Source organism: Acidovorax sp. AC410, from assembly GCF_979253235.1.
The window spans coordinates 46,127-59,199 of the sequence record NZ_CEEDCG010000003.1; the positions used below are offsets into that span (position 1 = coordinate 46,127).

12 protein-coding genes are annotated in these 13,073 nt (G+C 59.8%); all 12 read right to left on the reverse strand.

Annotated elements, in window-relative coordinates; translation table 11 throughout:
- Window positions 1–14: 14 nt before the first annotated feature.
- Window positions 15–416 (reverse strand): hypothetical protein, encoded by a 402-nt coding sequence (locus tag AC0IZS_RS33410; protein ID WP_471639684.1) that lies wholly within the window; start codon window positions 414–416, stop codon window positions 15–17.
- A 303-nt stretch (window positions 417–719) separates the two neighbouring features.
- On the reverse strand, window positions 720–968 hold the full coding sequence (locus AC0IZS_RS33415; protein WP_471639685.1) for a hypothetical protein: 249 nt from the start codon (window positions 966–968) through the stop codon (window positions 720–722).
- A gap of 209 nt (window positions 969–1,177) precedes the next feature.
- Window positions 1,178–1,942: a hypothetical protein gene (locus tag AC0IZS_RS33420; protein ID WP_471639686.1), complete on the reverse strand. Its 765-nt coding sequence runs from the start codon at window positions 1,940–1,942 to the stop codon at window positions 1,178–1,180.
- A 207-nt stretch (window positions 1,943–2,149) separates the two neighbouring features.
- The gene (locus tag AC0IZS_RS33425) at window positions 2,150–2,389 is read right to left on the reverse strand and encodes a hypothetical protein (protein ID WP_471639687.1); all 240 of its coding nucleotides are present in this window, start codon (window positions 2,387–2,389) and stop codon (window positions 2,150–2,152) included.
- A 311-nt stretch (window positions 2,390–2,700) separates the two neighbouring features.
- Window positions 2,701–5,163: a CHASE2 domain-containing serine/threonine-protein kinase gene (locus AC0IZS_RS33430; RefSeq protein ID WP_471639800.1), complete on the reverse strand. Its 2,463-nt coding sequence runs from the start codon at window positions 5,161–5,163 to the stop codon at window positions 2,701–2,703.
- A gap of 84 nt (window positions 5,164–5,247) precedes the next feature.
- Entirely contained in the window at window positions 5,248–5,820 is a 573-nt protein-coding gene (locus AC0IZS_RS33435; RefSeq protein ID WP_471639688.1) for a YcbK family protein, read from the reverse strand.
- Window positions 5,821–6,306 carry a bactofilin family protein gene (locus AC0IZS_RS33440; RefSeq protein ID WP_436220315.1) on the reverse strand — a complete coding sequence of 162 codons (486 nt, stop codon included), beginning with the start codon at window positions 6,304–6,306 and terminating at the stop codon, window positions 5,821–5,823.
- Between the two features lie 67 nt (window positions 6,307–6,373).
- Window positions 6,374–6,859 (reverse strand): bactofilin family protein, encoded by a 486-nt coding sequence (locus AC0IZS_RS33445; protein ID WP_471639689.1) that lies wholly within the window; start codon window positions 6,857–6,859, stop codon window positions 6,374–6,376.
- On the reverse strand, window positions 6,856–8,064 hold the full coding sequence (locus tag AC0IZS_RS33450) for a DUF1173 family protein (protein ID WP_471639690.1): 1,209 nt from the start codon (window positions 8,062–8,064) through the stop codon (window positions 6,856–6,858). The genes AC0IZS_RS33445 and AC0IZS_RS33450 overlap by 4 nt, the downstream gene beginning before the upstream one ends.
- Before the next feature lie 231 nt (window positions 8,065–8,295).
- The gene (trfA, locus tag AC0IZS_RS33455) at window positions 8,296–9,357 is read right to left on the reverse strand and encodes a plasmid replication initiator TrfA (RefSeq protein WP_471639691.1); all 1,062 of its coding nucleotides are present in this window, start codon (window positions 9,355–9,357) and stop codon (window positions 8,296–8,298) included.
- A 971-nt stretch (window positions 9,358–10,328) separates the two neighbouring features.
- Complete coding sequence (locus AC0IZS_RS33460) at window positions 10,329–11,360, reverse strand: ParB/RepB/Spo0J family partition protein (RefSeq protein ID WP_471639692.1); 1,032 nt, start codon at window positions 11,358–11,360, stop codon at window positions 10,329–10,331.
- On the reverse strand, window positions 11,360–12,040 hold the full coding sequence (locus AC0IZS_RS33465) for an AAA family ATPase (protein WP_436220310.1): 681 nt from the start codon (window positions 12,038–12,040) through the stop codon (window positions 11,360–11,362). Before AC0IZS_RS33465 ends, AC0IZS_RS33460 begins: the two co-directional genes overlap by 1 nt.
- Between the last annotated feature and the right edge of the window lie 1,033 nt (window positions 12,041–13,073).

The following is a 13,073-nucleotide window of genomic DNA, read 5'->3' on the forward strand; positions in this document are numbered from 1 at the left end:
TAGCTGGTCGGCTTCTACACCGAGGACTGCGTGATCAGCCAGTCACCGGAGTGCCTGCTGCTTTCGTACACCGCGAAGCGGTAGAGCACCGGAACACCGGCAGATGAATGACGGCCAACGACCCAGTGGCTGAAGTGGCCGCAGTGGTCCTGCGACATGTGTTGCCGGGCCGCGTAGAGAAGGTCCAGCAACCGGGCATGCTCAACAACGTTGAGCGGTTCGAGGTTGTCGACGTCGTCGCGGTGGCGCACCGCGAAGCTGAAGACGTCAACGTCGAGGTGGACTCGAAGGCCGTGAAGCACGTCCTTGCCTGGCTCCGTGACTTCGACCGAGGCCGAATGGTTGGTTTGGTTGAGGCTGTCGCGCACAATGCGCATCAGCTCAGGGAAGTGTGAGGTTTCCGTGTGCTTTTCCATGGATGGATTGGGAATGGCGCCCGCCATGCGGCCAGGCGCAGTCGTGGGATCAGTTCCCTCGGAAGCCCTTGGGATCAGAGGCCGTCTGGGAAGAGGAGATTGCCAAGCGCCGCAGTCTTGCGTTCAGCGTTGCGCGGCTGCGAGGCAGGAGGTTTGGCTTGCGGCCTGGTCTTCGTCTTCGCCTCGGCCTTGGTGGTCGCGCTGCTCCCTGAAGCCGGTCGCTTCGTGGATGCAGCCTTGGCCTTGCCTTGCTTCCTGGCACGCTCAAGGTCGATAGGCAGCGTGACCCGAATAGGGCTCTCGCTATACATGTCCATGCTCCTCCTCGAAGAACTTCGCCGACATGGTTGCCGGGACTGCTTCGGAGAAGCCGCGAACGGCGAAGGAATCTTCGTCGAGGGCAATAGTTTCGCCCACGCATTCAAGCGGGGACGCGGTGAGCGCGCCGCCAGGCAGGTAGACCACATGAGGCGATCCGTTGAGAGAGACAATGATGTTCTCTCCTTTCGAATACGCCCGCTCGGCCGCATCGTTCAGGGCCTGAAAATTCATTTGACACCCGTGTCGAAATACGGGCACTCCGCCATGGGCAGGGTGCCCATGGGGGTTGGATTTGATCGCGTGGCCACGCAGGGTGCGGGCCCGGATCGCTTGGGGTTGACATAGGTCAACGCTGCAGAGTGCAGGTGCACTTTGATGGTGGGATTCTATCCACCGATAGAAGGCTTGCAAGCGGGTGTGTCGCTGGCTTTACGGCTTTGCTAGAACAGGTTCAAAGTGCCGCTGTTTTTGCTCCAGAGGGCGACTTCACATGGCTTTCCAGCTCGCTTGACGGTGGCGATGATACCGTCCATGCCGCGGCCTCCGCGTTCCTCGAAAATGATGAACTGGTGCGCTGCCGTGAGTAGTGCCTCAAGAGCGCCTGCTGACAGGCGTGCACCATCCACGCCCGTATACTTGACTGGCATCCGGTGGGCCACCGCCCAGTCGTGCACCGCCCAGGACGCATGCCTGCCTTGCCAATGAAGCAGTTGCCACTGCCCGCCAGTTCGTTTGTGCAGGTTTTTCACCCTCTTGCTCACCTCTTCCGACGGCACCGCGCTCGCGCCCAGGACCGCGACGTAGGCACCTGACATTTGGGCCAGGTGCGCACCGGCTATGCTCTCGGCCACCACTTCCGAGAGGCCGAGGGCGCTAAGGTCCGACTTTAGCGTCGCAGTGCGGTCCATCCAGATGGGATGATCCGGATGTTGGTGTTGCAGCAAGGCCAGGCCCTGGAGGATGACCTTTGACCGGATGAGGGCCCAGTCGCTGCGCCAGTGGTCACGGTGGGCCTTGCTGAACTTCACCACCTCTTTCACGCTCGGCATCAGCATGGCCGCCTCTCGCAATTCGGGCAGCCCGTCTCCAAACTTTGCACACTCTACGAAATGGTGGAGTGAAGCGAAGTGCGGCCGGCAGTAGCCAAGCGCGCCAGGAGTTCTGGATGCCAGCCCCCAAAAGCTGAGATTCAACATTTCGTGCATGTCAGCATTGTTGCTGCGCGACTTGCGTGGCGAGGTCGGAGATGCGCCCGCGGCGGGACGCTTCTGTGGTCACCGGCACGTGGCCGCTTCCGCGCTCTGGGGAACCTGCCTCTGTAGCGCTGGCGAGGCCGAAACAGAAAAAGCCCACACACCCCCGTGACTGGGGGTGGTGGGCTTTTTCTTTGTAACCCTTTCGGGTGACCTCCATCAGTGGAGGCGTTGCTTGGACTTATCGAGCACGCGGGCAATGACGCCCTTCGCGCTCGCGGACACACCGTCGGCAAGCACAACCGCTTCGAGAGCGGTGCGCTGGCCGGCGCGGACCAAGATCTTGGCGACGCTTTCCAGGTCCTCCAAGCTTTCATCGTTCACGCGACCAGGGTTGGCAGCGAGGTTGATGCCAACTTGAAGAGGGAAGCGCGCAGCGTTATCAGCGAAAGTGGACATGTCATTTCTCCAAAATGAAAAAAGGACGGTCCACTGCCCGACGGGTGTGATCCCGTCCGGGTTGATGAAGGTCGTTAGACCAGGGTGAATCGGTCGAGAGACCGGGGGCTGAATCGTCAGCACGAACTGCTTAAGAGCAAGTGCCTCGTTTGTACCAGTCGTTTTCGAAATCCGCAAGCGGGTGAAGTGTTGGCCAAATCGCGGCGCGCAAGCCGAGCAAAGTCGCCATCGAAGGAGTGCGATCCGCGCGGATCAGCCTGGGCAGCCACGGACTCTTCTAGGCGCCTCGATCTGCGTGCCCGAGGCACACTTCAATCTCGAAGCTGGTCGAGCACTGATTGCAGATCTCCCGCCAGCTCACGCCCAGTTTGATGCCGAGCTTTAGGATCCTTTGCCATCGCCTTTGCCATTACGATGTGCAGCCCGTATGGTGCGGCGACGAACTCACTGAGCGTTGGCGGCGCTTCATGCACGATCTTGTACACCAGGTCGCTCATCGAGTCGCCGTCAAAAGGCACCCTGCCCGCGAGCATTTCGAACAGCATGACACCAAGCGCATAGAGATCTGCTCGGCCGTCGATTGGGTGCCCCTGAATCTGCTCCGGCGCCATGTAGGCCGGCGTGCCCATCACCACTCCGGTCTTGGTCTTGCTGCTGTCCGTAATCCGGGCGATCCCGAAGTCCGTGATTTTCAGCAGGCCAGTGGCTGAGTCGTACAGGACGTTCGCAGGCTTGATGTCACGGTGGATGACCCCTTCCAGGTGCGCATGGTCCAGTGCCAGACTGAGTTCTACGGCGATTTGAATAGCCTGCCTCATCGGCAGGCCACCCTGCCTGTAGATCGCACTGTCGAGCGGCTGTCCGCGCAGCAGTTCCATGGCGATGTAAGCCAGGTCCTGGTCCTCGCCCACGTCATGGATCGTCACAATGTTGGGATGATGCAGCCGGCCGGCCGTCCTCGCCTCGCGGAAGAACCGTTCCTTGGCATTTACCAAATCGTTCCCGTCGAACTCCATACCGAGCGCCATGGTCTTGATCGCCACGTCGCGGCTCAATCGTGGATCCCGACCTAGGTATACGACACCCATAGCACCGCGGCCAAGTTCGCTGACGAGTTCATAGCGGCCCAACGTCGGGTTCGTGAACCGCATCCCCTCTGCTGTGCTGACCATACTCCGCTGCGCAACGTTCCCGGCCACAAACAGGCTGTTCCCCAGCGCCGCGAGCCTCTTGGCCTCTGACCGCGAGTGCTCGTGTTCTGGGTCGACACCCAGGATGAATTCGTGGACCGCCTGGCCTTTGCTGAACTGCCGCTTTCGCTCGAAATCAAGCGCCAGTGATTGGAGGTTCGCGACGAGATCCTGGCCGTGATTGACACGGCGAAAGCGGTCAAACGCAGCATCAAGCTCACCCTTCCCCTGGTGGGACAGAGCCATCATCCGGTTGGCTTCAGAAGCCTCGCTGTCAGAGCGCTGCTTCCCGGCCTCTGCAAGCACAAACCGCTTGCTCATGAGCGCGATGTGAACGAGCACCAGAGTGGCCACGGGAAGACCCATGGGAATCCACACCCGAAGTGGTGAAGACATGCCAGCGTAGACCCCACCTATGATGAGCAGGACTCCCACGAAGGTGATGGTGATGGCGTGCTTGGCAGCCAGGCGAGGGAGCAGTGCAACTACGTAGATGGCGCTGAGCACATAGGCCATTGCGGTCAGGGCCCAGGCCCAGCTGGGCTGGTACAGGGAATGACCGAGCATGTAGCTGGAGATCTCCTGCGCCAAGTGATCCACCTGGTTGGGGAAAGCATCGTCCGCGGATGCGACTGCGCTTGCAGCAGCAGCCAGGCCGGATGCCGTTGCGCCGATCACGACGATGCGGCCGCGTACGGCGTCATCACCCACCTGACCGGAGAGGATGTCGGCCACCGACACCGTGTCAAACGCAGGGCTTCCACGCTTGCTTGCGTACTTCATGGGCATTGTGATGGAATGCGCGTCGGTGGGGATGTGCATGTTGCCCACTGTGACGCCAGTCCCCTGTGAGGTGTCGATGCTGCGGATGTCTTGTCCGGCGGCGAATGCCACCGTGGCGAGAGCAAGCGAGGGCATTGCGGCACCCTGCTGGCTGATGAACAGGGGCGCCCGCCGTGTGCGGCCATCGCCGTCGCGCAAGCCCGCCAGGCTCCCAATGCCTGCGGTACTGTCCCTGAAGGGCTCGATAGGCAGCAGAACGCGCTGCGCCGCCACGCTGAAGCCAGGATGGGTGGACGTGAACCACTCCGGCGACGGCGTCCTGGATGGGGGCGCCGTTCCAGTCCCTCCGGTAGCCCACTGCGTGAGCGAAGCCAGCTGGACGTTGCCGGCCCTGCGGATGCTTCGAGCAAGCGCTGCGTCTACGTCGAGCTCAGCATTCGCCTTTCGAAGCAGCGAGCCCAGGATTTGCTTTTCAGCGAGGGGGGTCTGGGACTCGGCCAGCTCCACCTGACGACGGATCCACTTCAGCCCATGGCTTTCCTGTGGTTCCAGGAACAACCCCGTGTGGACGATGGTGCTGGCGCCGGCGGCAGATAGCGCGTCGATCAAGTTCGCGTGCACCTCCCTGGACCACGGATAGCGGCCGATTTTCTCGATGCTCCGGTTGTCGATCGCGGCGATCACGATCTGTTCTGTCGGCCGCTTCTGCATGCTCAGCAGTGCCTTGTCGTAGAACCAGGTCTCGAGCGAGCTGATCATGCCTGTGCCCAAGTGGATGAGCAGGAGTAGCAACGCCAACATAGCGCCGACGAACCAGTCTTGGCGGAGCCGATGAGCAATCGAAGAATTCAAGGTAAGCACCGTTCTAGGGTCAAGGAAGGCGGCCTATCCGCGCCAGGCGCGTACGCGCCCGTCATCCCAATGGCAAAAGTTTTTCCCCGGATAAAAGCCCACGCCGCCTCCACCAAGCCAGAGGCCGAACTTCATCATCGACTCCAGCGAGACGCCAGGAATGCGACCGTCGTGAGCGCGCCCCTCGAGGTGCTTGGAGTTGCGTACAGCGCCCTCCGTCTTGTCGTTTGTCTCTTGAAAGCGAGCGCCGCTGGTGGTCTCTATCGGTCTCTGGATGCCGTGCCAGGTCAGCCAGGAGTTCGTGGCGTAGAGCATGTCCAACAGAACGATGCTCATGTACATCCCTTTCCCCGCTTGCCGATCCCGTAGCAACCAGCAGATCCTGCGATAGCCTTCCTCCACCAGCTGGCCATCCGCCCAATAGATGGTTCGCACTTCCTCACCGGTTGCTGGCCTGGTCAACCACACCCAGCGAGGTTGATTCCAGAACTGGTTGCTTTGCTCTTGGTCTTGCGGCTGGGCGAATGCTTGGGGCGCGAAGGCGGCCGCCAGAAGGAAGGTGCGCCGAGTTGGCGCCCCACCCTCTCTGCACACCAGGCCGGACATTCAATTGCCAGTGGTGCCGGTCGCAGCGTGCGCGCGGTTCATCACGAGGACGTCGGCGGTCGGGGACTGGGGCGCTGCATGCTGCTGGGTGTGGTTCCCCTTGTAGGCCATGCTGCCGTTCACGCGGGCACCACGGTGCAGATCGATGTCGTTGGAGTACGAAATCTCGCCTTTGACGTAGGCTGTGCCTGCGATCTCCAGGGCCTTGCGCGCATGCAGCTTCCCTTCGAAGTCGCCCTCGATGTAGATGCAGTCGGCATCGATATCGCCCTTCGTGATCGACGAGCCGGCGCCGAGGTGTACTGCGCCACCTTTGGTGAAGTTGATGGCGCCCTCGAAGGTGCCCTCGATCTTCAGCCCTGCGTCGGGCTGGTCGGAAGTGAAGGTGCCAGCGAAGGCGACGCCTGCACCGATCACAGAGGTGATCTGGGCGAGGGTGTCGGAGGAAATGGTGCGTGCGTCGGTTGTAGTGCTGCTGGTGTTCATGGTTTCTCTTTCAGGGGTCGAACGACTTCGTTCAGGATGGGTGATTGGCTGGTTGAGGTGGAGAGGTTCAGCGGTGTACAAGGTCAACTTTGTTGTGCCCTCCCTTGACGATGTGCAGATCTGAGTACGTGATGGCACCACTGGTCGTTGCAGTGCGAGCAATGAAGACTGCAGTGGCGTCCACTACCGCATCGAGCTCACCGAAGACGTGAATGCGATCGACCTCCGCGGCCCCTTTGAGGGTTGCACCAGGGCAAACCACGAGAAGGCTTTGGTTGTCCTTGGGCTGGTGGACCTGGCCCTCGACATGGCCCGCAATGGTCAGGGTGCCGGCGGTTTGGCGGATGGTCCCGCTGAAGCGTGCGTCCTTGGCCAGCAACGTGTCGCCAGCTGCCCACAGGTCATGCTTTTCAACGGTAGGTAAAGCACCCTGCACGGGGGGATGGAGCCACTGAGCTGCAGCTCGAACAGGCGCCAGGATGACTGCTGACTGTGGCTCTGTTTTACCCTGAAGCCAGGTGAGCAGTGGTCGCATCAACTGCAGTCCCATCATCGGACCCTCCTATCGATCTCAGGGAGGGCCGGCGGATGGGGATCGTTTCTCCGAGCCCAAATCCACAGCTTCGTGTTCCGTCGGGGCGCTTCCATGAGCAGGGTCTCCGTGCGTTTAAGCAGCTGGTGCGCGGGCATGCCCGTGCCGAAGATGTACATCTCGGTGAGCGTCTTTCCTGAATCCCGGAGTACGAACGTCGGAAGCTCATTGCTAGCCTGTGCGTAGGACAAGGGCCGGCTGAATTCACGGCTTGTGTCTATTAGCTGGTCGGCTATGGAATCTTCGGCGTTGCAGTTGGACGGGATCAGACGGCTGGTCGTGCGCATCAGCACGCAGTCGGCGGCGACGATGGATCTGTCGCGCAACGCCTCAACCCTGACGAGCGCTACAACGGCTGCTCCTGGCTCCGGGTGTGTGGCTGCGGCCCAGCCGCGGCGAGACATACGCGTGAGGTTGTCCGACAGTGCCCGCCCCAATAGGATCGCAGGTCCGTGCTGCTTCAGGCGGAGCACGTGGCCAGCTGCGGTAGGCGCAATCTCTTTGACCAGGCCTAGGATGAAACCTGAAGCAACTGGCTCCCCTCCCCTCGGCTGTTCCCAGAGTGGCCGTGCGAACTTCGCCCAGTGCGCTTCGATCTCGCCCCTGCGTTCCTTCGAGAACATTGGCGGGACATAAAGTATGTCCGCAAGGGCGACACCGTCAATGCGCGTGGATGCTGCGCTGTGCAGCAGCACATGCCTTGCCATGGTCCAGTCGCGGTGCCAGCCAGGCACCCAGCTGTGCAGCCTGCTGGATTCCCACAGGTGGTGGATCAGCGACCAGATGTCATAACTGGCCGCCTCGGGGCGGTCGGCATTTTGATTGCGTGCCGAGTTATAGGCCGTGAGCGGCCTTTCGGGGTGTTCGTCGGTCTTGGACACCGTACCAGGGCGACCGGTGTAATGGGCCTGCTCATTGAAGAATGGGCAGTCTGCGCGGTGCATATGAGCTTCACCCGGCCATACTGCCACGTGGAGCAGCGGACCACGTCGTTTGACTAAAAGGCGAAGGCCCGGTGGCTTGCAGTGGCACAGAGCATGGCCATGGACGTCTCGAATCCGCTCAAGATCCGCCTGGTGTTGCTGGGGCGTATGTCGCAGCGAGCCGGCTTCAACGAGTTTGCCGTTGAGCAAGACCTTCGATGCCGTGGATTGGACTGTCTGCATGCTGCCCCTACAAAAGCTTCCACACCGCGGTTGCGAGTGCGAATAGGGCAATTTTGGGCGGCTGGTGCGCGTGGCGAGGGGGTATATCCGCCCGAATGGGGATGTATTGGGCGGTCTATCGTGCTGATCCGCTAATAGCTAAGCGGCACGATGTCTGGTGATCCACTGTCGGGATCCGGATTCGGTGGCGTTGGTGCAGCGTTCTCGTTCGCGCAAAAAGGCACCGAACTATTAGCTGAGCAGCGCGTTTTGGTTGCCAAGGGCCTTTGCCTTGAGTCGCTTCGTCACGTAGACGATGTCGCCCTTCTTGACGTCGAAATCTGTGAGAAAGCCGACTTCCTTCAATGTCTGCAGAGCGTTCTTCACGTTTCGGCGGAAAGTGCTAAGGCTGGCCCCGGAGCGGCTGAGCTCGTACAGTTTGCTGAGGGGAAGCGGGATGGGATCGCGATGGCTCGAATAGAAGGCATGGAGCCAAAGCGCGACCGTTGCCCTTGTGCCTATAGCCTTGCGTGTCTGCCACTCGAGGAGAGTCGTTGTGTCTTCCATGAACAGTGAGGAAACCGATGGCTCAAATCGGACCATCCACTTAGCGTTGCCAGACTGTGGGTCCATCTCGTTCCAGCCGAAGGCGCGAATCAGGGAGCCGCTGTATGCGGCCGCGCCATTCGAGGTAGCAATCTGGATAGCCGTGACCTTTAGTCTCTGAATGCTCTGCTTCACCTTTTCGTAGGTTTCGGAGTGCATGCGCCAACCCATGTCCTTGATGAGCTCATAGCCGCTAAAAAAGATCTTGTCTGCGATTGGCTGGTTGCGAGCGAGGTTGATCAGTGCCATCCAAACCGTGAGGTCGTCCTGCTGTAGTTCCTTGCCCTCATATCGGACCTGGTAGTTCGAAAGACTGTCGATTCGGATGTTGTCGAGGTACTCTCGCGCGACTCCCGTCTTTACGCTAAAGATGCCACTCCTGATGAACGGATTTGGGACCCCTCTACTGTTGTCGTCCCAAAACGGCAGCACCTCCTGCAGTACCTTGCGGTCCAGTTCAGAGCGTTCCTCGTGGTCCTCCTGAGTCCTGGGCAGCTGGGCACGTTCTTTTCTTGCTGCGAGTGTTCGGGGGGCAAGTGTTCGGGGCAGTCGATTGCTAGCTTGCGGGATGGGAGTTCCGTCGAACAACTCTTCGGTGATCAGCCGCTTCGTTGTGTCCGTCAGTCCGAATTTTGGCACCTCAATCAGCTCATCCGCTATTTCGACTGAGGGCTGAGTTGCGGACGGTGATCGGGGTTTGGTGGCCATGCGTGATTGGTTGTTGGCCGTGATTACAGGCTGCGCACTCCATGAAGTCAAGGTGCACTATTAGCGGAGCAGCGCGATTTTTCGTCCCTATCCTTGGCGAGGGGGAGCTCGCTGCGTTTTTTCAGGTCGGTGCTCGCCTCTTCTTAAGACAAGACTTTTATAGACTTAAGAAAGGGGACTTAGGAGCGCTGAGAGCCTTTGCTGGCGCGGGCTACAGGCGGACTGCTGTGCTGGTGCGCTATTAGCGGAGTGCTCCTCCGCTATTAGCGGAAGGTGGGCAGCGCTATTAGCGGAGTGGCACACCGCTATGCCATTGCACAGGTTCTCCACAGCCTTGTCCAGAGAGTTGTTCACAGAGGGCCAGGTACTAGCGGAACAGCACGATTTTTGCATTCAAGGTGCGAGTGTGGCGCCTGCCGACGCGGAGTGTGCTCTCGAATAGCCAGTCTGTCTCCACGGGCTACTAGCGGAGCAGCACGATTTGCCAGGCTGGGGCCCCACTTCCGCGCCGGCTAGGGAGCCGTGATCGGCATACCGGCCCCCAAGACCATGCCCCGACTATTAGCGCAACAGCACGGTGTCCACCGTCTCTCGTCGCAGAAGGGCGATTGAAGTGTCTCATGTGCTCGAACTACTACTAGCGGAGCAGCACGATTTACACCCATCGTTAGCCGTTTGGGGCAACTCAGGGGGTCTCGACTCCCGTACTACTAGCGGAACAGCACGTTTCCTGCCAATTTTCGTCGTCTGGAGGCGACTGTGGAGGTCCCCACCTAGGGCTACTACTAGCGGAACAGCACGCCTGCGCTGCCACAGTCATGATGCCTTCGCCCCTAAGGGCGATGTGAACGTAAGTGCCTACTCTCCTTGGAGTTGAAGCTGGGTAATAAACGGTGTTTGCTCCTCTGTGTGGTCGTGCAGCTCCGCTAATAGTTCTAAGCCAACCACCAGGTCAACCCCTATTCGGCCCGTTACGGGCTGGTATTCCCCTTGGCACGGTCGACCTCCCCTGCTATGAGCTCCTGCAGCTTCGCCACGATGTGTTCGCGCGCCTTGGGGTCTGTGATGCTGGCTTCGAACGTCACCTTCCCTGAGTCCCAATCCTTGATCACCCCGATTTCCGCCCCTTCGTGCACGATCTTGTGTTGCCGGCTGACCTCGCGTGTGAGCGGGGCCGCAGCTTCGGAAAGCTTGGCCTTCAGACTTTCTAACTGCCGGGTCGACATGTCGCCAGCGGCCACCGCTCTAGCGTGCTTTTCCAGCATGGCGACTGGCACTTTCTCTGCCAGGAGCGTCAGCAGGTAGCCGGCGGTGAGAGAGAACTGCCTCGGGTGCTCCTTGAGCACTTCAAGGACGGTCGGCGGGAGTTTGAGGAGCGAAATCGTTTTGGAAATTGTCGTGCGCGGCTTTCCCGTCACCTGGGCGATGTCCTCGTGGGAGCCAACAATGTTCTTCTCGATCAACTCATTCCATGCAAAGGCGTCATCCATGGGCGTGGCGTCGGCTCGCTGGTCGTTCTCCGCATAGCTGAGCCGATACATGTCCAAGTCGGTTGGCGCCTCAAGTAATTTGAGCTCAATGTCCGCCTTGCCGATCGCCAGCAGTCCTCGTTTGCGGTAGTGGCCCCCCAACAATATGTAGTGACCTGGGCGCTCGGGGTGCCTTACGGCAGGGGCCGGCGTCATCTGACCATCCTTGGCCAGTGACGCCGCTCGTTCCTTCAATGTGTCGGGATCGTAGAACCGGCGCGCATTGAACGGGTTGTCATGGACGTGCGAGATTGGCGCGAAGATCGACGCCCCTGCCCTGCCTACTGAGTGTGCATGAGCGAAGTCTTCCTTCTGCGGCGAAGTGGACTCAAGGGACTTGCCAAGGGCAGCAGAGGTGCCAGAAGGCTGGGTCTGCAAAACGGCCGCAGCGTGCGCAAATCTGTCACCAGCGCGGTTTTCGGAGTCGGTCATAAATGCCGACATGTCACTGGTAAGGTCAAATTTCTTGGCCATTATTTTGCCTTTCCTTGTCGCTTGACCAGCTTCAGCACTTGATCGGTAAGCGCCTCCAATTCCCTTGTCGCGTCCTCAGCGCCTTTACCCAGACCATGGGTGGTGGTGCCAGCTAGCATTGAGCGGGAGAACGGCTTACGGTCGCTCAGATGGGAACTCAATGGTGGGAAATCCTTATCGCGCTTTAGCAACTCAAGAAATTGCTTGTCGTCGGCCAGGTGCATCCGCGCTGCGGTCGGGATCACCCGAACAGGGATGTCATGCCCCGCAGTCTCAATGGCCTTTCGTGCTAGCTTTTTTGCAGTGCTGAGTGCGGAAATATCCGGTGGAGACAGTTTCGTAGGGATAAGGATGAGGTCCGAAATAAGCAGCATTCCCCAGGTGGAGGGCTGGTCAACCGATGGCGCGCAGTCAGCGACGATGATTTCGTACTTGCCCGCCAGCTTGGCCATTTCGTTTGTAACGCCGCCCTTGTAGCCACTACCGCTCCACAAGGTTGCTTTGAAGTTAGCCCCGTCCTTCGCCGAGAGCCACTGCGATGCTGTCCCTTGAGCGTCCAAGTCGGCCACCAACACGTCGAATCCTCGTAGACCAAGTGCCCCGGCGAGCTGGCATGCCGTTGTTGTCTTACCGCTGCCGCCCTTTTCGTTGAAGACCGTGATGATGGTTGCTTGGCTCATTGATATCCCCGGGTGTGAAAGAAAGGGTGTTCCGCGCGGAACACTGCTATTTCTTATTGTCGTTCATGCCACTACCGTGTCAATAACTTTTTCTGGCCGTCTAGTCGGTTTATGTCGAGTAACCGAGCCGATTCTGTCGGTGCTCGGAGATTGGGGATCATTTTTAAGTCCTACGCTAAGAGTCGTGACAGCTTCATTGCTCAACAAAAACCCGCTGCCAGTGTTCTGAGTGTTCTGCGCGGAACAGTCACCTGACGCGTTCTCGACCTTTGCTGTTGTGGCGATCCTGCCAGTAACGACTGAAGCAAGCTGCTACTAGCGAGCTCAAGCAGCTGGCTTGCGGCTATGGACCTAAGCTTGGAACTGAGCGGCGAAAGTGCTGAGCGCAACCTGAACTGATTGAGAGTGTTCCGCGCGGAACAGGGTGGTGGCGTTCTGCGTGATTCTGGGAGCCCGACTGCTTGAGGAGAATCGCGCTCATCTAGGCAAGCTAGAGTTCCGCGCGGAACACTGTGCGAGCTCGGTCGCCTATGCCTGGTGGCACCTGCGCTGTGTTTGGTGCACATCGCAGCCGCCAGCTTCCTGCTTCACCACCTATCGACGGGGCGCTTGCATCGTAGCGGGGACGAATGTTCCGCGCGGAACAGCAACGTCCACCTCTATGTATAGTTTGCGGGAACTTGGAGTCATTGTCCCCGACCAGGTCATGGCGACCTGGAGGCGGTGGAATTTTCCCCACACACCAACACTTGGTGCCTGTTCCGCGCGGAACAGCTTACCGTTCGCTGGGCCAAAAGGGGAACGGGCAACAGTAACTGCGTATTTGATGTGCCAAACGAACCAGGCCATATGCCCGTGAACACTCGCGTAGCTAGAGGTTCGGAGCCGAATGGCGTCTTGTGTGCAGCCCGCTTCAGAGGGCGGACAGTTTCAGGGTCAAGTTGCGGTCAAGCTGTCACTTACAGGGGCATGGCTAGCGTGCCCTGCGGACTGTTCCGCGCGGAACACATTGCCGCGTGGACCGGTCGTGGCA